Source organism: Bacteroides intestinalis DSM 17393 (assembly GCF_000172175.1).
Classification (GTDB): domain Bacteria; phylum Bacteroidota; class Bacteroidia; order Bacteroidales; family Bacteroidaceae; genus Bacteroides; species Bacteroides intestinalis.
This window is the reverse complement of record NZ_ABJL02000007.1, coordinates 258,735-279,099: the sequence shown is the minus strand read 5'-3', so window position 1 is coordinate 279,099 and position 20,365 is coordinate 258,735. Positions and strand designations below refer to the sequence as shown.

The following is a 20,365-nucleotide window of genomic DNA, read 5'->3' as shown; positions in this document are numbered from 1 at the left end:
AGCTTATGTATCATATTAATGTCGGGAGTGCTATTCATCACTTGATGGTAGCATCTCCCGTTCTTTCTTTGTCAGGCTTTTGACAACAATGTCATAAGACTTCCTTACGAGTTCTTTAATTTTCTCGTCAGGCACGTCCTGATTGAAGTAAACACTGATCCAGTATTTCTTATTCATGTGCCATCCGGGCTTTATTCCTATATATGTGGTTTGTAATTCTCCCGATTCTTCCGGATTACATTTGATACAGCAAAAGTCAAAGACTTCGATATTTACAAAGCAGAACCATTTATCCGCTACATAAAAACATAGAACATCACGACTGTATTTGTCGGGAATATTCGAGAACGGCATTTTCTCATGAACTCCTTTTAATGACAGACAGTATTCTCTAAATTCTTCAATGTTCATTTCTGATAGATTTTTAAACAGTATACGAAGGCAAATATACGCATTTTGGAGGTAATTTCTGATTAAATACCTAATATCTAAAATCAAATATCTGTAATCTGATAAATAAGAGTACTTTATTAGTAGCTTAACTTTGTGTTCATATAAAAAGTTAATCTAATATGTGTGAATACTATTGTTTTTAGTGTCTACTTTATAGAGCTGGTACACTGTCGTATTCAATAACGACAATCTGTGCGTTGTAGTCAATATTGTCTATGCACCCATCTATATGGTGATGTTTCTTGAGAAGAACAATGTTGCTCCGACCTTTTATAAAGTGGATATTTCAGGGTTATAAGGAGTTTGTTCCGAAAGAGGAATAATTCGATTTTGAGAAGATATTTTTTTTCCTTTGTGAGACCTGATTGATGTTATATTTAAAAAGATAACTTGATAAACAAAGAAAAGAAAATATACGATGGCAAATAGTAATTATACTCATCTACTTAAGATATTTCCTATATTTGGCTCTTTGTAATTGACCGGAAGGTTTTTCTTACGTATCATATAATAAACGAAGATATTATTATGATGGACCAGAAAAAAATACAAGAGCTTATAAGTAGGAGCCAGCAGGAGGATGCAGCAGCATTCTCTCTGCTGGTTTCTACGTTTCAGCCACTTGTATTCCGGCTTGCTTTCCGATTGTTGTGCGACGAAGATGAGGCTAAAGATATGGTACAGGAAACCTTTGTAAAGGTGTGGCTGGCACTGGGTAAATATAATGGTGAGTGCCGTTTCTCTACCTGGATTTATAAAATCACTTGCAATACTTGTTATGACCGTCTGCGTTCCCTGTACCATTCACCACTCGATAATGAAGCAGATTATTCCGTTTCCGTGAATATCTCGTCAGATGATAATGTAGAATTGGCAGTGGTGAACAAGCAACTGCGTGAACTAATCCTGAGATATACCGATGAACTGTCTCCCCGGCAAAGGTTGATTTTTACATTACGGGATATTGAGGAATTGGATGTGCCGGAGGTGCAAACCATCACCGGACTTTCTGCCGGAATCATTAAAACCACTCTTTACCTGGCCCGGAAGAATATACGAAACAAAATGAATCAAATAGATGCTGGCTTATGAAACAAGATGATAAACTTTACAATGAATGGCTTGATGAGGTGAGAAATGTACAGCCTATATTGAGTAATCCGGATGAACTGACTACTGCCATTTTACAGCAAGTGAGCAGGATCGTTCCCCGAAAGAAGAAAAGGAAAAGTCTGCTGATTGGCAGTTGGGTATCCGGGATAGCCGCAGGACTTTTGTTGTGCTTGTTGGTGAGTGAGACTCTTCTTAGTCCGGTTCCCGATGGTGTCAGAGTAGAAGAGGAGTATCGTTTCCAGGAAAACAGTGCTTATTCCCTACCGGAAGGCTGGGAGAAGATGAGGCTTTCTGAAAAGAGTGATTACTTGTCCGGACAGTATGTGCAGTATAAGAAGCTCAGACAAAAGAGAATAATGGAACTTACAAAGAAAACTTATTAAATTATATCATTATGAGAACGTATAAATGGATGGCAGCCATTGTTTTGCTGCTCAGTATGACTTCCTGTGGTACCTATTACCGGATGGTTTCTAAGGTAAATAGTGATGGTAGTATGCACAGAGAGGTGTATGCTTATGGCGACTCTGCTTTCCTTGCAGGAGACAGGACTCATAATCCGTTTTTATTCCGGATAGATTCGGGATGGGAAGTGAGTAATCTGGACTCTGTTGTTAAATTCAACTGTTGGGGAGATGAAGACAAACTGAATGTGAAAGTTTGCCGGACTTATCCAACGGTAGGTTCCGAGAGCTTCAGTACTTTGGATGGAAAGGAATACAGTATTCCTCTGGTAGTTCCGGTTGAAAAACTTCGGAAAAGTTTCCGCTGGTTCTATACATATTATCAGTATACGGCTACTTACAGTAAATTACCCGATAAAGGTCCGGTACCTCTCGAAAATTATATGAGTAAAGAGGAGCAGCGGATATGGTTCCGGGGAGATCAGGAGGCTTTGATCGGATTAAATGGTATTGAACAGAATAATAGGTTGGATGACATTGAAGCCAAATTCTGGAAATGGTATAACCGTAGTCAGTATGAATTGAGTTGTGAAGTAATTCTTCATTTCATTACGATAAAAGAAGATACGGACTTTGTACATCAGTTGGCAGATCTGAAGGAATCGGTTTATGGGAAGTACTTTTCCGGAAAAGATGCCGATGATGACGGATCGCCCGAAGAGATATGCAATTATCTGGATGAATTGAGTCAAACGAAATATTTCTCAAACTTATATGTGGACAATAAAAAGCCAATGGATGATCTGTTTGAGGAAAAAGGGCGGGTTGCAGAATTGTTTGGTTATGCTGTGCAGTTTGAGTTATTCATGCCGGGCAGGGTGGTTTCTACCAATGCCGCCATGCAAAAAGATGAGTCACTCATTTGGAAAGTAGATGCTTTTCGTCTGTTGGACAGTGATTATATGCTTGTTGCTGAATCCCGTGTAGTTAATTATTGGGCTTTTGGAATTACATTATTACTGATATTGCTTATTGGTGGATACTGTTGGAGACTATATAGAAAGCTTTCATAACTCTTTAAGATTCATATATATCATAATGTTGGGAATGCTATTCATCACTTGATAGTAGCATTTCCCGTTCTTTCTTTGTCAGTCTTTTGACAACAATGTCATAAGACTTCCTTACGAGTTCTTATCCGCTACATAAAAACATAGAACATCACGACTGTATTTATCAGGAATATTCGAGAACGGCATTTTCTCATGAACACCTTTTAATGACAGACAATATTCTTTAAATTCTTCAATGTTCATTTCTGATAGATTTTTAAACAGTATACGAAGGCAAATATAACACTTTTGGAGGTAATTTCTGATTAAATATCTGATATCTAAAATCGAATATCTGTAATCTAATAAGGGTACTTTATTAATAGCCTAACTTTGTGTTCATATAAAAAGTTAATTTAATATGTATGAATGCTATGTATAACCGACAAACTATATGGGTATTAGTCGTGATAATTGTTGTGGTAGCAGGATGCCGGATACCCGATACGGAGAATCTTGTATTCCGTACCATAAGCAATCCTCTCAATTTGAATTACCGTTTCTGTCTCGATGATGTTTCTCGCAGAGATGCTGCAAATCCCTGTATTATTCAGTTTGAAGACGGTTACTATCTTTTTTTGTTTGGTTCGGGGGGCTATTATTATTCTTCTGACTTAATAGATTGGAAATTAATTGGTGACACAAATCTTCCTACAGAAAGTTTTGCGCCTACAGTTGTGGAAATGCAGGGTGAACTGTATTACACAGCTTCTTATGCTACGGATACCATTTATAAAACTGATAACCCGAAGTCTGGAGTCTGGGAAGCGGTAGCTTGCAGTTTTCCTCCGGGAATGTTGGAGCCAATGCTTTTTTATGATGAAGGAAGATTATACTTGTACGCGGGAGCGGGTAATTCTGTTTCTTTAACCGGAGTAGAAGTGGATCCGCGTACATTTCAATTGTTGGGTGAGCCTTCTCCATTAATTAGAGGTTGCCAACGGGACAATGGATGGGAGACACCCGGTGATCGTCACGACTGGATGGATGCGACTCCTTGGTTAGAAGGCATGTGGATGAATAAGCGTGGTGGAAAATACTATTTACAGTATGCTTCTCCCGGCATACAGTTTAAAACTTCCAATGATGGGGTATATGTCTCCGACACTCCGTTAGGACCTTTTACTTTGGCGAAGCACAATCCGCTTGTTTACAAGCCGGAAGGATTTACTACTGGTGCCGGAAATGGTGGAACTTTCCAGGATAAATATGGCAATTACTGGCATGTGGGTACTGTTGCTGTCACCGCCCGGCATTATTTTGAAAGAAGATTGTCTCTATATCCGGTTTTTTTTGATGAAGATAGCGTAATGTACGCTTATACAGAGCTGGGAGATTACCCGATGATTGTCCCTGGCCATAAAATAACTTCTCCTGAGGAACTGTTTCCCGGTTGGATGCTATTGTCCCATAATAAAAGTGTCAGATCTTCTTCCGAACTCAGAAAATATCCGGCATGTTGTGCTGTTGATGAAGATATACGAACCTGGTGGAGTGCCGAAACGGCCGATAAAGGAGAATACCTGTCGGTGGATTTGGGTGAAGAGTGCGAAATAAACGCCGTGCAGATAAACTTTGCCGACCATGATGCCCATTTGTTCGGGCGGTCAGATAGTATCTTTTATCAATACTATCTGGAGGAGTCTGTAGACGGGAAAAAGTGGAATTTTTTGGTAGACAAGTCGGTGAATACAGAGGATGCTCCTCATGATTATATCCAACTTAAAGAAGCCGTGAAGACGCGGTATGTCCGGCTTACAAATATTTATTGTCCTTCCGGTAAATTCTCTGTTTCCGGCTTACGTGTATTTGGACGGTCGGATAAACCTTCTCCGCCCCAAACGAAATTTTATCGTATTTGTCGGAATAAAGAGGATAGAAGAAGCGTCATATTGAAATGGCGGGAAGTAGAAGGGGCAACCGGCTATGGTATTCGTTTTGGAATCCATCCGGAGAAGTTGTACAATAGCTATATGGTGTATAATGATACTGAGATTGAATTGAGGTGCTTGCAGGTCGGACAAACCTACTATTTTGCAGTTGACAGTTTCAATGAAGGAGGTATTACCCGTGGTGATGTAATGAAAGAAGATGAATAATCCTTATGCATGTATGAAGATGAAAAAGTATATCTTGTATTTTCTTTTGGGAGCTTTGGTAAGCGGGTGTGGGGAGAATAATCCTTCGCATGTTTTAGAGGATGTCATCAAGGAAAATCCTCAGTTGGGAGAGGTGCTGAAAAGGTATGAGGCTGATACGCTGAAATTGCGGGCGGCCGAGTTTCTGATAGAGAATCTTCCGTATTATTGCTCGTACGAAGGCGAGCAGGTGGAGCATTATCAGAAACAGTTCGAACTTTATGGTACCGGACTGTATACCCCCGGTGAAGTGCAGGATTCAATCCGGAAAATGTATGGACGCATTAATCTTAGAAAATCAACGGTTAAGCCTGATTTAGAGCTTCCAGCCGGTTTCCTGATAGACAATATTGAATGGGCGTTTAAAGTCTGGAACGAACAGCCGTGGGGTAAGAATGTATCTTTCGCTGATTTTTGCGAATACATTTTGCCTTACAGGATAGAAGACGAGCCTTTAAAACCTTGGCGTGAGAAGGTATACAATGCTTTCAATCCTATATTGGACTCCGTCAGGGCACTTCCTGAGGTACAAGACCCTTTGTTTGTTTCGCGGGTATTGATAGATTCCATTTCCCGGATAAAGTTTCATTTTACAGGGCAGTTCGGAGAGGGTCCGCATATCGGCCCCGACCTTGTGGACTGGCATTCCGGTAATTGCCGTGAGACGGCGGATATGCTGATTTATATTTTCAGGGCTTTAGGCATTCCTTGCGGTTGCGATTATATGCCTTTGCGCGGTGATGGAAATGTGGCTCACTTCTGGAATTTTATATTGGATAAGAATGGTGAGTCATATTATATGTATGAAACCGGTATGTTGGAACCTGTCCGTAAATATTGGGGAATAAAATCCAAGATTTATCGGCAAACATTCAGTCGGAATGAAGATGTAGTAAAGGATATGCGGAAAGATGCGGAAGCGGTTTATCCTTCATTCCGGTTTCCCCACTTTATAGATGTGACGAGACTGTATAGTGGTAAGCGTGCCCGGAAGCTGAATATACCTCGTGAGAAACTTTTTCATAAAGTTCCGGAAGCTGAAGTAGTGTATTTGTGCAGCCCTGCATGGATGGATTGGGAGCCTATAGCGTGGGCGCATCCTGGAGAAAATGATGTTTCCTTTAATGATGTGGAAGGAGGGGTTGTACTCCAACTGTCTGTTTATAAGCATGGGCGGCTCATTCCGGTATCGAATCCGTTTGTCCTTGATGGAAGCACCGGAGGTATCCATTATTTTGAGGGTTCGGATGAGGTGGAAGAAATAAAGCTTCTGAATAAGTATCATCAGTTTATTGAGCCTTTTGCACAACGTATGGTTGGCGGGGCATTTGAGGGCAGTAACCGCGCGGATTTTCTTCAGAAAGATACTTTGTACGTAGTGAAGGAGGCTCCGGTACGCTTGTATAGTGTTGTGAGGTTAAATAATACAAAGCTCTATCGATACGTACGATACGTGGGGCCCGAAAATGGCTACTGCAATGTTTCGGAAGTTGCATTTTATGAAGGTCCGGCGGACACTTGTGCTTTGCAGGGTAAGGTTATCGGTACTCCTAATGGGCAAAATGGAGATGGAAAGCATGATTACCGGAATGTTTACGATGGCGACCCTTATACCTCTTTCGATTATTATCAGCCGACCGGTGGATGGGCAGGGCTCGATTTAGGGCGTCCTTGTTTAATCCAGAAAATAATATTTACTCCCCGTAACCGGGATAATTATGTGCGCGAGGGGGATACGTATGAACTGTTCTATTCTTCAAAAGGAGAGTGGATTTCTATCGGTGAACAGATACCTTCCTCCGATTCCTTGCTTTATACGGTTCCTAAAGGGGCTTTGCTCTATCTGAAGAATCATACTCGTGGGAGTGATGAGAGGATTTTTGAATATGAGGAGGGGAAACAGAGATATTGGTGACAATGTTTATTTGATAATTTAAAATATAGAAAAATATTACTCAGTGATTAAATAAATATTATTTAAAGTAGGATGATAAAGTTAATAAATAGAGAATTACTATGGAAACAAATATGATTATAGTGAAAAAGGAACTTTTGAATAAGTTATTATCCAAAAATTATCTAGATGAAACGGATTGGGAGGAATTGGAAGATTCAGTAAACCTATTGCAAAACAACTTTACGTGTAAATTATGTCAAAATTTCCCAATGCTTTCGAGGGATGATATTCATATTATACTTTTGCTATATGTTGGCATGAAGAATATTGAGATTGCAAAATTATTACATATCCTTCCAAGATCTTTCCGTATGAGGCGTTGTCGTTTAAAAAAGAAAATGAAAATAGATTGTGATTCGTTACCGGAGTTTATTAAAAGGTTGTTTAAATCAGAAATATAGTTCAAAGCGTATACAAATTTCATATTAGTGGTTTTGTATACGCTTTGATTTTGGTTTCCTTGTATGAAAGGGCTATCTATGCAATAAATTTAAAATGAGAAGCCGTTATGTAATATTGAAAATCTAGTAGTGTGGAACCTAAAAAATAGTTAGATGTCAATTGTAATTTTAGAATATGAGTTTTAAGTCAATAACTATATCTATAGTTTCTACCTTTGTTTTTTGCGGGGTGCTTTGCAGTACTTTTGTGAATTATGGGGCGAATGATTGCTACTTCTTGCTTTTTCCTTTGGTGGTAAGTATAGGAGTAACAAGCTTGTTGGCTTTTATATTATCGATTCTAAAAGGAAATAATTTTCGATTCAAACTGCCAGATGTGTTGATAACTGCTGGAGTTTTCTATTATTTAATGCGGTATGACTATCAATTGCATTTAGCGGACTGGAAAGTGATTTATGCTGCTATACTATTACTGTTGTGGTATGTGGTACGAATAATTTTTTCCTCTTTACAGGTATCAAAGAATATAGTATCTGTTGGGATTGTTGGAATCGGTTGTATGTTGGCTGGTTGGGGGTTGCTACAACTTTATAGTTTCTGCCATTCTAATCATCTTCTTTTTTGTATTACGGGACCGTTCTTCAATCCTGGACCTTATTCAGGATATCTGGCAATGTTGCTTCCTCTCTGTCTTCATAGTTTGTTGTCTGCTCAAGGTTGGCGACGTTATTGCTGGTTGGGGGCATTAGCTCTGATGCTTTGTATCGTACCTGCTACTATGAGCCGTTCGGCTTGGTTGGCAATAGGAATTAGCCTATTGTGGATTTGGGGAATGCACAAAGGTTGGTTGATGGCTTGTAGGAGTTATGCTAGGCAATTTCCACGTAAGGCAGCAAGCTTTATTTTGACTGTTTGTATGCTTATGGCTTTAATTTTTATATTGCTTTTTCAATTGAAAGCAGATTCTGCACGAGGACGCCTTTTAATATGGAAGAATACCTGTACTGCGGTGATGGAAAAGCCACTTATGGGGTATGGACCGGGAAGTTTCCAAATGGTTTATGGAAAGGCGCAAGCTGCTTATTTTGCAGCAGGTAATGGTACAATGGAGGAAAAAAGAGTGGCAGGATATGCTGAATATGCATTTAATGAATATTTGCAATTTTGTTTGGAAGGTGGGATCGTTTTATTGTTACTGATTTTATCGTTTGGTATATCTGTTTTTAAACGAGGGATTGCCAGTAAACAGTATGGCTTTTGTGGAGCGCTGTTTTCGCTAGCAATATTTTCTTTTTTTTCTTATCCACTACAAATATTACCTTTTGGTATAGGGGCTGTTCTCTTTTCTGTTGTATGTGTATCAGAGAATGAAAAAAGAGAGCAAAAGGTGAAGGGGAATTTATTGATATTACCTTTTTCGCTATTACTTTGTGGTGGTATTGGATTTGGAATTTATAGAATGCGTGATTTGGATAAACTTGACGAACGATGGTATAATGCCGATACATTATTTAGTAGACAGAATTATATAGCTGCATCTAAAGGTTATGAATATTTGTATTCCTATTTGAATTATAATCTAAAATTTCTATTGAGTTATGCTAGCTCACTCTATTCTGAAGGTAGATATTTAGAGGCATGTAATGTGCTGGAACGTGCTAAATTAATAAGTTGTGATTCTTATATTTGGAATATGCAAGGGGTTTATTATCAAGCGGCTAGTTGTTATCAGCCAGCGGAATATTGTTTTAAACAATCGTTATTCTTAATCCCGGAGCGTTTTTATCCTTATTATTTGTTAGCAAAACTTTATGCTGAGCCTGAGTTCTTGAATAAAGAAAAAGTAAGGCAAATGGCTATTATTGTCATGACTAAGTCTCCTAAGGTTTATTCCAATGCGATTAGTGAGATGAGGAAAGAAATGAGCCAATTGCTGAGTATTTATAAATAGTCTAATTATTATTTAAATTATTATGAAGAAGAATCTAAAATTGATCGTATTTACGATTGTGTTGTGTGCAGTATCTATACTGAATGTAAAAGTTATGTTGGATATAGATTATTCAAATGATTTGTTAATGACATCTTTGGTTTCTGTTTCTAGAGGCGAAGGTGACCCGGATGGTGGAGACGATGATGGTACATGTCGTACTGATATAACTGGTGATATGTCTATACAAGATTGTCGTGGTGTGAAGAAAAATGGCCGTGCGACTATTACTTATAAATGTGAAGGTAAAGGACTAGGTCTTTGTGATGATGGAGTTGAATATTATTTTTATGATTGTGAAGGTGCTATGATTAAGCATGATGAATATATTGATAAAAAAGAGTGTAAATAATGATGGGTGTTAAATGTGCTGCTGTTAATAAAATACTATTCTGTATTTTGCTGTTTGTCTTATTTTCGTGTAAAAATGAAAATCATAAGGTAGACAGAGGTGAAATATTTATAGCTAATTTGGATAGTACATGTACATCTGAATTTAAGTATTCTGATCTTTATAAGAAAGTAACGGCTATTATTTTAGATAACAAAGAAGTTATGCTGACTGAAATAAGCAAAATGCTTGTTTATAAGGATAAGTTATATTTGCTAGACCGAAGAGCGCAAGGAGTATATGCTTTTTGTAAAGATGGTAGTTTTGTTTGTAAATTCGGAAATTTGGGTGCAGGACCGGATGAATATGTCAGTTGCAATGATTTTGGAATTAATGCTGACGCAGGGGAAATTTATATATATGATATGGCTAAGCATAGGATTCATAAGTATGATATATTTTCAGCTTCTTATAAAGAGAGCATAATCATAGATAAAAGTATTGACATTGATTATATCATGTGTAATAGTGGTTGTTTGTATGCGGCTCAAGCCTCAAACAGAAATGAAGAAAAGGAGTCAATTTATTATTTATTGTATCAGATAGATGTTAAATCGGGGAAGAAAATAGCTCAATGGTTTGATGCGGTATATTATAATAAGGGTTGGAATGATGAACTCATTCATGGAAATATATTTTATAACATTAGAGAAAATAAGGATCTATTTGTCCTAGGTTTGATGGATACCATTATGTGTATAAAGGGCGATGCGGTATTCCCTTTTTTAGCAATAGAAAGTGAACGATTGGTACAGAAAGAAGATTTTCTGAAAGATGAAAAAGTTCCAACTTCCAATCCAAGAGTTCGTGGTAAGCGTATGATGTCTTTACTGACTCGTCTGTCTGCTCAGAACAAAATCTATCAAATATCTGATGTCTTTGAGTGTGACTCTATGCTGTATTTTAGTTGTATGGGACGAATCCTCTATTTTGTGCAATACGATGAGAAAAAACGAATAGCTTTTACTTATTCTCGGGTGGCAAATGATGTTTTATTTCGAATGATTCCTGAATATTTTCAATTGCCGAAATTTTTGTGTGCAGATAGTATGGGAGGATATTATTATATTTCAAATGATAATCTGGCCGAGCTGAAATATTTTATAGATGAGGATAATATATCTGAAAAATTGATAAATCGAGAAAGCATAAAGGAGTTAAATGAAGATTCAAATCCTGTAATACTCTATTATGAATACAAGAATTGAGAAAACATTTTTTATATTTGTTGTAGCCTGTATTATACAGATTATTTATATGTGTATAAAGAATGAATGCGAAATGAGTACCTTGCGTAAGAAAACTGATGTACTATCATCTTATGTGATATATTCTGTTGAAATGATAAAAGATATATCAATGGGAAGTATAAATTCTACTGTTTTTCCGGGAAAGAATATTTTGATATATTGTTTTTCAGAGGATATGTGTGATGAATGTATATATCAAGATCTTGCAGAGTTATATAAGATTCAGGAAGATATTAGAAAGGATAAAATATTGCTGCTTCCGGTATATAGAACAACTCGTACCAATCAAATAATTCTTAGAAATAAGTTTAGTAATTTTAGATATATGAATGTTTCCACTGATTCTATAAAGTTCCCGTTTCATAGAGAAAATGGAACTGAACAAAGATTTTTTGCTTTTATAGATGAATTTGGAAGACTCAATTCTTTCTTCTTTCCTAAAAAGAACATGCAAGATATGACGCGTATATATCTTAGTGGTGTAAAAAGTAAGATGGAATATTTTGATAAAAATTAAGTTTGTGGAATTGTTTTCTAAGCAATGCTTGAAACATTTGAGTTGTGGAATTTTGTGGTGTTTAGGCTTTGTGCAAACTTATGTTTTTATTCGGCTTTATTGGTTGGTATCGTGTGTTATTCCCACTTATTCCATGTCGCCTACCTTACTTGCAGGAGATTACATTATAATCTCTTTACGTATTCCAGGAAGGCGATTGGTGAGAGAAGATAATGCCCGTTTAGGACATTATATTATAAGTCGGAAAAAAGGCGATCGCAGTGTGCGTGTAGGTGATGTGGTGGTATTTAACTTCCCCTATTCTAAAGGAGAGGAACAAATGAGAATGAACTTTGACTTGTATTTTTGTAAGCGGTGTGTAGCTATTCCGGGAGAAACTTATATTTGGGAATGGGATGCAGTTTCAGACAGTGTATATCTTCCTCGTCAGGAAGAGGTAGTTGTTATTGATTCATTGAATTTTCGGCATTATAATCGTTGCATAGAGTATGAAACAGGGATAATGCCGAAGCTCCTTAATGGCACAGTAATGCATGCCGATACATTGATGCATAGTTACCGTTTTAAAAATAATTATTATTTCATGCGTGGTGATAACTGCGTTGACTCTTATGATTCGCGCTTTTGGGGAATATTACCAGAAGATTTTATATTAGGGACAGGGCAATTTATATGGTTTTCTAAAGATAGAGATATGGGCAAAATTCGTTGGGAAAGGATGTTTAGGAAGTTATGAGTTTTATAAAGTGATTTCTTTTTATAGAAGAAACTGATGAGAGCATGCTGAATAAAGTGTATATATTGAGTGATGGTAGTGTATGAATCAAAAATAATTTTATGAAACATTTAATTTGTCTTTTATTATTTGTATTCTGTTTGTTTGGGCAAGGATGCACTAATGATGATACTATCATTGAGGACTGCCCTTCTCAGAAGGGTGGAATGACTCCTGAGGAGGTGGAAGTGAGGGTTGAAGAGATTCGAAAAAAATACCCTGATATTAAGAATTGGTATTATGAAGTCAAAGACTATGATTCGATATCAAACAAAGATCTTGATTTATTAGAAGAAAAAATCAAGAAATTGTCTGAATGGGTAGACGAAGATGAAGTTAAGGATCAGTAAATGATAAAAGAGTGATTCTACTAAAATAATAACTAATGATCAATAATATGAAGTATTCATTTGTTTTGAAATACATTATAGGAGGTGCAGTAGTTGCTTTTCTATTGCAGTATCTTTTCAATGAAAAAGATATAACATATTGGATGATCGTATGTCTTATGATAGCTGTTATGGTTGCTATTCATATGTTTGTTCGTGTTTTTTTCTATTATCAAAGAAAAATAGGTAAAACAAACATTAGCTGTGAGTTTCCATTTCATAGAAGGGAATATATAGCACTTTGAACGGATAGAATTAAAAAAAGGAGCGAAAGGCTTGAAGTTTTAAATGTGTCTGCAATATGTAATAAATCAATGATAAAAGCAATTATTAAATATGCATTAGGTCTTTTAATGGCACTAATATCGGGGTATATAATACGGATATACATGTGTCAATGGTTTGGAATTGCAGAGCCTACAATTATTCATTCACTTTTTATCGGTGTATTGGGATTTTGTGTGGGTATATGGGTGGTTATGATTAAAAATTATCAAATTAAAAAAAATGATAGAGCTTTGTATAATAAGTGATTATGATAGGTTTTGAAATAAGTATAAATGGTCGAGAACCTATAGTTGCCGCTTCGGATTATTTTGTATTTGCGGATTTGACATTCGGATGTTCTTCCGGCAGAATCAAAATAAAAGGAAGTGATGGTCTGCATTATCTCACTTGGCTCACAGAGAAGTTGGAAGAAGGTGACAGAGTCTTGATAAAAATGGTCGTTACGGATAAGGTATCGCCTGTCTTGACAATTGAAGATTGTGATCGCAATGAGATGAAAAGGAGATACGAGCAATTAAAAATGGAATTACAAGGAAAAGGACTTATATAGCATGAAAGGAATTATTGTAAAATGGAGGGATGCTGTTTGGAAAGCGGGTATTCCAAATGGTGGAGTCAGTCTTATGATAATGCAACATGGATATGATGGAGGCTCCTGGAATATCGGAGGTTTGAAAATGCCCGAAGGAATACATGTTACATGGAATGGAGGAGAGTTTAAAATAGGGGATGAAATAGAAGTGGAATTTGCGGAATTGGATGAAGTTGCCTCTCCTGTTGCAGAAGAAAGTCATGAAAGCATCTTGAAGAAAGCATGTTTATTGAGTGATGATAACGATGACGTTTGGAATCGTAAACTTGATACTTATTATTGGTTGAAGAAGAAATTGGAGGAAGAAGGGATTATTGAAAAAGAGTAGTTTTTTTACTGAACCGTTGATAATAATATTAAAATGGATAAGAAAATAGTACTATTAATAATCTTGCTTCTCGTAGGAGGAAGAACCTTCTCTCAAGTACATTACAGTATTGAAGGAAGTACAGATCACGAATATGAAGGACGAAAAGTTTTCCTGATTATGGTGGAAGAGGATAATCGGCAGGCTGATAGTACGAATGTCGTGAATGGAAAATTCATTTTTAAAGGAGAGTTGCTACAGCCTTGCTGGGCGGCTGTATGCATTGATGGTATGGATGGGATTTTCACCGTACTTGAGAATGGGAATATTCGTATTTGTACAGATGGTAAGGAGGGTTGGTGCGAAGGCACTCCAATTAATGATGTATTTCAAAAGAGTTGGAGGGAGTATCAAGTGCTGAATCAAGCTGGTATAGATGCTTTTAAGAAATTGGATAGTCTGAATGTTGAAACTGAAAGGAAAAAGGAATTATATGCAATTACCCGTGAAAAGGTGATAAAACAAACAAAGGAATTTATAAAAAGAACTGTTTATGAGAATCTTGATAATATAATTCCTGCATTTTGGATTCGCATTTTTCAGGAACAGATTACCGTTGACGAATTAAACGCTATGCTTGCCGATGCCTCTCCATGCTGAAAAACAATCGGTTTATAACAAAGCTGCTTAGTGTGCAAGAAGGCAGTAATTTTGTTGATTCTAAAGTGGAATTACCAGACAGCACAAAAGTGTATTTGTCGGATTATATAGGGAAGGGGCATTATGTGTTAGTGAATATCTGGGCTTCGTGGTGTGGGGCTTGCATTGCAGAGTTACCGGAAATCAGAAATGCGGGCGAGAAATATGCTTCCAAAAATCTAAAGTTATTATCTATCTCAATAGATCGTGATAGGAAAAACTGGGAAAAAGCACTTAAGCGGTTAGGGCTTCCTTGGACACAAGTACTGGCGGATTATTCGTTTGTGAATTCGTATGGAATAAATAAAATACCGGTATTGATGCTGATATCACCCGACGGAATAATTCTTAAAAGAAATTTCAGTATAGAGGATTTGAATCGTCTTTTCCAAAACTGAAAGGCGTAGGGTAGGTATGCATTCTATAAATGAAATAACTATAACGGAGATTACTTGTTCGCTAATGGGCATATAATGTAAATATAGATAATATGAGACATTTGATTATTGTATTCAGTGAAATCTTATTAGTATCTTTAAACTTTTATATTATTCTAAAGAACCCTTTAGAAAAAGAGTATAAGACGCCTGTAACATTACTTATTTGGGTGTTTGTTATGATAACAGTGGACTGTTTTTTGAAGAAGAAAAAATATTATAAAGAAATGCGATACATTATAAGTCAATTATTATATATGATAATTTATTCGATACAACCATAATCAGATGATGAAGTTGCAAGTGATTGTGTTAAAACTTACTTTATGAACTATCTATGCAATAAATATCACAGATTATTTAAAAACTATATTATGAGAAACAAAATTATTTTTCAAGTCGCAATGTGTGTAGTCGCATTGTTGAGTTTTGTCTTACCGGTTTCCGCACAACAATCAGATGAGACGAGTGAATATGAAGTAGCTTTGAAGAAGCTAATGAAAGTTACCGGTGCTTTGAATTCTATTGATGAGATTCTGCCACAGACTTTGGCCGTGGCAAGGATGAATGCCTCCCAAAAAGATGCTGATTATTGGGATACATTTGCTAAGTTGTGGAGAGAGAAGATGGAACGGATGGTCATGGAGATATACATGCCTATCTACAAGAAACATTTAGCTTTGGAGGATCTGCAAGAAACCATTGCGTTTTATGAATTCCCTTTGGGAAAGCGATATAGAGAGTCGGCAATAAGTATTATGCGTGAAGCTATGCCGTTATTGGTCAGCCGGCTACAAGTGGATATGAGTAAAGAACTGCATCAGGAATCTGACAAGAGCATGGATGCAATGGAGCAAACGAGAAATCGGGACCAGGAACTATATGATGCAGCTTATGCGCTTCCGAAAGATAGTATTGAGGTGGCTAAGAGACCTTATAACAGAGCAGAGGGAACGAAACCTTCATTATACTCCATTGAGAGAAGAGCCAAAGATACGAAAGTAACTTTCCTGCAACCTATCTATTTTAATTGGCAATGGCTGTACTATAGTCCGGGGTTTGTGATAATTGACAAAAAAACGGGTGATGAATACCACGTGAGAGGATATGACGGAGGAACTCCCCAAGACAGATTATTGACTGTAGAGGGGTTCAACTCCAAGTATATCTATGTCAGTCTCCTTTTCCCCAAACTGAAAAAAAGTGTAGAAGTGATTGATATTCTTGAGTTGCCTCATGAAAAAGACAGGTTACCTTCCAATGATGATGGGATTTTCAAGACATATTGTAATGTGAAAGTAAAGGATTACTTACGGTCTTCTAAGAAGAGAGCCAAGGAAATATATTAGTCCCCATCAAGGAACAGCAGTTCCCATGAAGAGAAACGACAGTTCCCATTAAAGGAAACTCGCGTTTCCATTAGAGGAAACTGTCGTTCCTATTAGGGGAAACTGTCGTTTCCTGCACTCGGAAACTTGTGTTTCCTATCAAGGCATTGGAATTTCCGCAGATACTACCGAGAGAAATCATAGCCCAATCAAGACTGAAGCTATACAATATCAACCAGACCCGACTTACCGATAAAGAAAGAACTATTTGAATACAAATTCGGGAAAATCGCACATAATAGGACTAAGTGTTATAAATCAGAAAGTTATATTGCAAAACAGGTAAAAACAGCACTGAAAAACAGTGCTGACAAAACGTTTGTCAGCACTTACAAACACCTTGTCAGCACTGTCATCAAACTGCGGCTGACAAGGGGTTTGAACGTTATCGGTGCTGGAGTGCTGACAACTTATCGAAAAACTTTATTGAAACTGTTTGTTTGGAATCGGACTTTTGAGATTAGGTAGCTTTTAGCTAAAAAAGGCCGGATTTATCTATTTTCAATAATAAAATGTCTGAAATTAAAAGTCATGGAGGGTAGAACGCTCTTATATTTGTGAGGAATATAAGTGTGAAAGTTTCCGTAGATACCTGCAAGATTTATTAAGTATGACAGGACTAACTGATTAAAAATATTTTAAATAATAATGATATGAAGAAAAAGCTATTCAGTTTATTTGCTTTGGCTATTGGATTTCAGACAATTGCCTTATCACAAAAGAATGAGTGGAGAGATCCGGAGGTAAATGCTGTAAATCGTGCTCCGATGCATGCCAACTATTTTGCTTATGAATCGCCCGATGCTGCCCGTGCAGGTGTGAAGGAAGAATCTGATAATTTCCTGTCACTGAATGGGATGTGGAAATTTAATTGGGTAAGGAATGCTGACCAGCGCCCGGACGACTTTTATCGGTTGGGCTATAACGATAGTGCGTGGGATGAGCTGAAAGTACCTGCTGTATGGGAGCTAAATGGCTATGGAGATCCTATTTATGTCAATGTTGGGTATCCGTGGAAGAACCAGTTCAGAACAGATCCTCCGAAAATACCCGTAAAGAACAATCATGTGGGATCCTATCGTAAGGAGATTGTTATACCGGCGGAGTGGAAGGATAAGCAAATCTTTGCACATTTTGGTTCAGTCACTTCTAATATCTATTTGTGGGTGAATGGTAAATACGTTGGGTATAGTGAAGACAGTAAATTGGAAGCGGAATTTGATTTGTCGGGTTATCTCAAACCGGGTAAAAACCTGATTGCATTTCAGGTGTTCCGTTGGTGCGACGGGTCATATCTTGAAGACCAGGATTTCTTCCGTTTTTCGGGTGTGGGGCGTGATTGCTACTTGTATACCCGCAACAAGAACTATATACAGGACATCAGAGTTACTCCCGACTTGGACCAACAGTATGCCAACGGTTCGTTGGATATTGCCCTCCAAATGAAAGGACGGGGTACTGTAGAATTGGAACTATCGGATTCGAAAGGTAATGTCGTTGCAAACACCCGGGTGAATGGTTCGGGCAATCTTTCGACTGCCATGGAGGTTAAGAATCCCCTTAAATGGAGTGCGGAAATGCCCAATCTTTATTGTCTGACAGCTACTTTGAAGAATGGCAATGATATTTTAGAAGTTATTCCGGTAAAAGTAGGTTTCCGTAAAGTCGAGATTAAAGATGCGCAACTGCTTGTGAACGGGCAGCCTGTACTGATTAAGGGAGCCAACCGCCATGAGATGGACCCGGATTATGGATATGTTGTTTCGCGGGAGCGTATGTTGCAGGATATCCGGATTATGAAGCAGTTCAATATCAATGCCGTACGTACATGCCACTATCCTGACAACAATCTTTGGTATGAACTGTGCGATGAGTATGGCTTGTACGTCGTAGCTGAGGCTAATGTAGAGGCGCATGGAATGTTATATACTAATAATCAGCTTTCTAAACACCCGTCTTTTGCCAAAGCACATCTGGAACGCAACCAGCGTAATGTGCAGCGTAGTTACAATCATCCTTCGGTCATTATCTGGTCGTTGGGTAACGAAACCGGTCCCGGTCCTAATTTCGAAGCTTGCTATCGTTGGATAAAAGCGGAAGATGCAACGCGCCCCGTGCAATATGAACAGGCCGGTCATGATTATTATACCGATATTTTCTGCCCGATGTATCTGTGGTATAGCGCTTGCGAGGATTATGCCAAGAGTAATGCCACTAAACCGCTTATACAGTGTGAATATGCGCATGCTATGGGTAATTCTATGGGTGGATTCAAAGAATATTGGGACCTGATACGCAAATATCCCAAATTTCAGGGTGGATTCATCTGGGACTTTGTTGACCAGTCTGTGCGTTGGAAAAATAAGGACGGCATAGAGATATATGCGTATGGCGGAGATTTTAATAAGTACGATGGTTCGGATAATAATTTCTGTGATAACGGTCTGATAAGCCCTGACAGGGTACCGAATCCGCACATGTACGAAGTGGGTTACTTTTATCAGTCCATTTGGACACGTCCCGTCAACCTGCAAAATGGAGAAATAGAAATCTTCAATGAGAATTTCTTCCGTGATCTTTCCGCTTATTATCTGGATTGGCAGTTATTGGCAGATGGTGAATTGGTAGAAGCCGGCACTGTTGGCAATCTTGATGTAGCTCCTCAACAATCGGCAAGACTGAAACTGGACATCTCCGGTATAAACTCGTATAAAGACAAGGAACTATTGCTGAATGTATCTTATAAACTTAAAAAGGCTGAAACCTTATTATCTCCCGGATTTACTGTTGCAAAAGCTCAAATGCCCGTCACTCCCTATAAGGCACCCGATATGGCATTAGTGAATGTGAAGAAAGCGAATATAGAATCCGTTGCTCCCTCCGTGAATAATAATGATGGTAATTATCTGATTATTGAAGGTGAGGATTTCATTATTGAGTTTGCGAAGAACAATGGTTTCCTGAGCAGATATAAGGTTGCAGGCAAGGAATTGATGAATGATGGCGGACAGCTCGTGCCTAATTTCTGGCGTGCGCCTACTGACAATGATTATGGTGCCAGATTGCAGCACAAATACAGGGTATGGCTGAATCCTAAACTTAAAAGGACTTCATTTACCAACAAGCAGGAGAATGGGACGGTTGTAGTTGAAGCCGGATATGAAATGCCGGATGTCTCTGCTAAACTATATCTGACTTATGTGATAAATAATGCAGGTGAGATAAAAGTTACTCAGAAAATGGCTGCCGGTGAAGCAGAGAAAGTGCCCGATATGTTCCGCTTCGGCATGCAGATGCAGATGCCTGATGAATTCTATAGAATCAATTATTATGGCAGAGGTCCTGTGGAAAACTATTCGGACCGCAATCATGCAACAGATTTGGGAATTTACCGCCAGACGGTGGCTGAACAATTCTACCCATATATCCGTCCGCAGGAAACGGGTACTAAGACTGATATACGTTGGTGGAGACAACTGAACGAAGCGGGTTCCGGGTTGCAATTTGTTGCAGAAGCCCCGTTCTCGGCATCAGCTCTGAACTATACGATTGAATCTTTGGACGACGGATTGAATAAAGATCAGCGTCATTCGCCGGAAGTAATCCCGGTGGATTATACGAATATTTGCATAGACAAGGCTCAATTGGGTCTGGCTTGTGAAAATAGTTGGGGAGCTATCGCTTATCCGCAATACCGCTTGCCGTACGGTAATTATGAATTCAGCTTTATAATGAAGCCGGTATTTAATAAAGTTTATTGATGT

19 protein-coding genes and 1 pseudogene are annotated in these 20,365 nt (G+C 38.0%); 18 read left to right on the top strand and 2 right to left on the bottom strand.

Annotation, left to right across the window (positions count from 1 at the left end; genetic code table 11):
* Positions 1 to 30: 30 nt before the first annotated feature.
* Positions 31 to 411 (bottom strand): MmcQ/YjbR family DNA-binding protein, encoded by a 381-nt coding sequence (locus tag BACINT_RS05120; protein ID WP_007661126.1) that lies wholly within the window; start codon positions 409 to 411, stop codon positions 31 to 33.
* A gap of 570 nt (positions 412 to 981) precedes the next feature.
* On the opposite strand from BACINT_RS05120, the gene BACINT_RS05115 reads away from it, so the two are divergent.
* The 3 genes from BACINT_RS05115 to BACINT_RS05105 are packed head-to-tail and all read left to right on the top strand — an operon-like array spanning position 982 to position 3,043.
* Positions 982 to 1,545: an RNA polymerase sigma factor gene (locus BACINT_RS05115; RefSeq protein WP_007661124.1), complete on the top strand. Its 564-nt coding sequence runs from the start codon at positions 982 to 984 to the stop codon at positions 1,543 to 1,545.
* Positions 1,542 to 1,949, top strand: coding sequence for a hypothetical protein (locus BACINT_RS05110; protein WP_007661122.1), 408 nt, complete (start codon positions 1,542 to 1,544; stop codon positions 1,947 to 1,949). Before BACINT_RS05115 ends, BACINT_RS05110 begins: the two co-directional genes overlap by 4 nt.
* A gap of 11 nt (positions 1,950 to 1,960) precedes the next feature.
* Positions 1,961 to 3,043, top strand: coding sequence for a hypothetical protein (locus tag BACINT_RS05105; RefSeq protein ID WP_007661121.1), 1,083 nt, complete (start codon positions 1,961 to 1,963; stop codon positions 3,041 to 3,043).
* A 120-nt stretch (positions 3,044 to 3,163) separates the two neighbouring features.
* Here BACINT_RS05105 and BACINT_RS24820 read toward each other — a convergent pair.
* A pseudogene (locus BACINT_RS24820) lies at positions 3,164 to 3,286 on the bottom strand (MmcQ/YjbR family DNA-binding protein); the annotation flags it as partial.
* A gap of 161 nt (positions 3,287 to 3,447) precedes the next feature.
* On the opposite strand from BACINT_RS24820, the gene BACINT_RS05100 reads away from it, so the two are divergent.
* The 15 genes from BACINT_RS05100 to BACINT_RS05015 all read left to right on the top strand — a co-directional run bounded on the left by BACINT_RS05100 (position 3,448) and on the right by BACINT_RS05015 (position 20,362).
* Positions 3,448 to 5,181, top strand: a complete 1,734-nt coding sequence (locus tag BACINT_RS05100) for a family 43 glycosylhydrolase (protein ID WP_007661117.1) — start codon at positions 3,448 to 3,450, stop codon at positions 5,179 to 5,181.
* A gap of 19 nt (positions 5,182 to 5,200) precedes the next feature.
* Positions 5,201 to 7,135 (top strand): hypothetical protein, encoded by a 1,935-nt coding sequence (locus tag BACINT_RS05095; protein ID WP_118307877.1) that lies wholly within the window; start codon positions 5,201 to 5,203, stop codon positions 7,133 to 7,135.
* A 101-nt stretch (positions 7,136 to 7,236) separates the two neighbouring features.
* Positions 7,237 to 7,578 carry a helix-turn-helix transcriptional regulator gene (locus BACINT_RS05090; protein WP_007661113.1) on the top strand — a complete coding sequence of 114 codons (342 nt, stop codon included), beginning with the start codon at positions 7,237 to 7,239 and terminating at the stop codon, positions 7,576 to 7,578.
* 175 nt (positions 7,579 to 7,753) lie between these two features.
* Positions 7,754 to 9,529: an O-antigen ligase family protein gene (locus BACINT_RS05085; protein WP_021968015.1), complete on the top strand. Its 1,776-nt coding sequence runs from the start codon at positions 7,754 to 7,756 to the stop codon at positions 9,527 to 9,529.
* Positions 9,530 to 9,551: 22 nt separating this feature from the next.
* On the top strand, positions 9,552 to 9,920 hold the full coding sequence (locus tag BACINT_RS05080) for a hypothetical protein (RefSeq protein ID WP_007661111.1): 369 nt from the start codon (positions 9,552 to 9,554) through the stop codon (positions 9,918 to 9,920).
* A complete protein-coding gene (locus BACINT_RS05075; protein WP_007661110.1) occupies positions 9,920 to 11,167 on the top strand; it encodes a 6-bladed beta-propeller in 1,248 nt (415 codons plus the stop codon). Before BACINT_RS05080 ends, BACINT_RS05075 begins: the two co-directional genes overlap by 1 nt.
* On the top strand, positions 11,151 to 11,726 hold the full coding sequence (locus BACINT_RS23580) for a hypothetical protein (protein ID WP_007661109.1): 576 nt from the start codon (positions 11,151 to 11,153) through the stop codon (positions 11,724 to 11,726). The genes BACINT_RS05075 and BACINT_RS23580 overlap by 17 nt, the downstream gene beginning before the upstream one ends.
* Positions 11,713 to 12,462 (top strand): signal peptidase I, encoded by a 750-nt coding sequence (gene lepB, locus BACINT_RS05065; RefSeq protein WP_224321201.1) that lies wholly within the window; start codon positions 11,713 to 11,715, stop codon positions 12,460 to 12,462. The genes BACINT_RS23580 and lepB overlap by 14 nt, the downstream gene beginning before the upstream one ends.
* Before the next feature lie 101 nt (positions 12,463 to 12,563).
* The gene (locus tag BACINT_RS05060; protein ID WP_007661107.1) at positions 12,564 to 12,851 is read left to right on the top strand and encodes a hypothetical protein; all 288 of its coding nucleotides are present in this window, start codon (positions 12,564 to 12,566) and stop codon (positions 12,849 to 12,851) included.
* A gap of 574 nt (positions 12,852 to 13,425) precedes the next feature.
* Positions 13,426 to 13,728: a hypothetical protein gene (locus BACINT_RS05045; RefSeq protein ID WP_007661102.1), complete on the top strand. Its 303-nt coding sequence runs from the start codon at positions 13,426 to 13,428 to the stop codon at positions 13,726 to 13,728.
* A 1-nt stretch (position 13,729) separates the two neighbouring features.
* Complete coding sequence (locus tag BACINT_RS05040; protein ID WP_007661099.1) at positions 13,730 to 14,098, top strand: hypothetical protein; 369 nt, start codon at positions 13,730 to 13,732, stop codon at positions 14,096 to 14,098.
* 33 nt (positions 14,099 to 14,131) lie between these two features.
* Positions 14,132 to 14,737, top strand: a complete 606-nt coding sequence (locus BACINT_RS05035) for a DUF4369 domain-containing protein (RefSeq protein WP_007661098.1) — start codon at positions 14,132 to 14,134, stop codon at positions 14,735 to 14,737.
* Positions 14,738 to 14,769: 32 nt separating this feature from the next.
* On the top strand, positions 14,770 to 15,174 hold the full coding sequence (locus BACINT_RS05030; protein WP_157448645.1) for a TlpA family protein disulfide reductase: 405 nt from the start codon (positions 14,770 to 14,772) through the stop codon (positions 15,172 to 15,174).
* 413 nt (positions 15,175 to 15,587) lie between these two features.
* Complete coding sequence (locus BACINT_RS05020) at positions 15,588 to 16,562, top strand: DUF2059 domain-containing protein (RefSeq protein WP_007661095.1); 975 nt, start codon at positions 15,588 to 15,590, stop codon at positions 16,560 to 16,562.
* Positions 16,563 to 17,254: 692 nt separating this feature from the next.
* On the top strand, positions 17,255 to 20,362 hold the full coding sequence (locus tag BACINT_RS05015) for a glycoside hydrolase family 2 TIM barrel-domain containing protein (RefSeq protein ID WP_007661093.1): 3,108 nt from the start codon (positions 17,255 to 17,257) through the stop codon (positions 20,360 to 20,362).
* Positions 20,363 to 20,365 lie beyond the last annotated feature (3 nt).

Coding starts and splice junctions, on each gene's coding strand:
- BACINT_RS05120 (WP_007661126.1), bottom strand. CDS start 411: ATGAACATTGAAGAATTTAGAGAATACTGTCTGTCATTAAAAGGAGTT.
- BACINT_RS05115 (WP_007661124.1), top strand. CDS start 982: ATGATGGACCAGAAAAAAATACAAGAGCTTATAAGTAGGAGCCAGCAG.
- BACINT_RS05110 (WP_007661122.1), top strand. CDS start 1,542: ATGAAACAAGATGATAAACTTTACAATGAATGGCTTGATGAGGTGAGA.
- BACINT_RS05105 (WP_007661121.1), top strand. CDS start 1,961: ATGAGAACGTATAAATGGATGGCAGCCATTGTTTTGCTGCTCAGTATG.
- BACINT_RS05100 (WP_007661117.1), top strand. CDS start 3,448: ATGAATGCTATGTATAACCGACAAACTATATGGGTATTAGTCGTGATA.
- BACINT_RS05095 (WP_118307877.1), top strand. CDS start 5,201: ATGAAAAAGTATATCTTGTATTTTCTTTTGGGAGCTTTGGTAAGCGGG.
- BACINT_RS05090 (WP_007661113.1), top strand. CDS start 7,237: ATGGAAACAAATATGATTATAGTGAAAAAGGAACTTTTGAATAAGTTA.
- BACINT_RS05085 (WP_021968015.1), top strand. CDS start 7,754: ATGAGTTTTAAGTCAATAACTATATCTATAGTTTCTACCTTTGTTTTT.
- BACINT_RS05080 (WP_007661111.1), top strand. CDS start 9,552: ATGAAGAAGAATCTAAAATTGATCGTATTTACGATTGTGTTGTGTGCA.
- BACINT_RS05075 (WP_007661110.1), top strand. CDS start 9,920: ATGATGGGTGTTAAATGTGCTGCTGTTAATAAAATACTATTCTGTATT.
- BACINT_RS23580 (WP_007661109.1), top strand. CDS start 11,151: ATGAATACAAGAATTGAGAAAACATTTTTTATATTTGTTGTAGCCTGT.
- BACINT_RS05060 (WP_007661107.1), top strand. CDS start 12,564: ATGAAACATTTAATTTGTCTTTTATTATTTGTATTCTGTTTGTTTGGG.
- BACINT_RS05045 (WP_007661102.1), top strand. CDS start 13,426: ATGATAGGTTTTGAAATAAGTATAAATGGTCGAGAACCTATAGTTGCC.
- BACINT_RS05040 (WP_007661099.1), top strand. CDS start 13,730: ATGAAAGGAATTATTGTAAAATGGAGGGATGCTGTTTGGAAAGCGGGT.
- BACINT_RS05035 (WP_007661098.1), top strand. CDS start 14,132: ATGGATAAGAAAATAGTACTATTAATAATCTTGCTTCTCGTAGGAGGA.
- BACINT_RS05020 (WP_007661095.1), top strand. CDS start 15,588: ATGAGAAACAAAATTATTTTTCAAGTCGCAATGTGTGTAGTCGCATTG.
- BACINT_RS05015 (WP_007661093.1), top strand. CDS start 17,255: ATGAAGAAAAAGCTATTCAGTTTATTTGCTTTGGCTATTGGATTTCAG.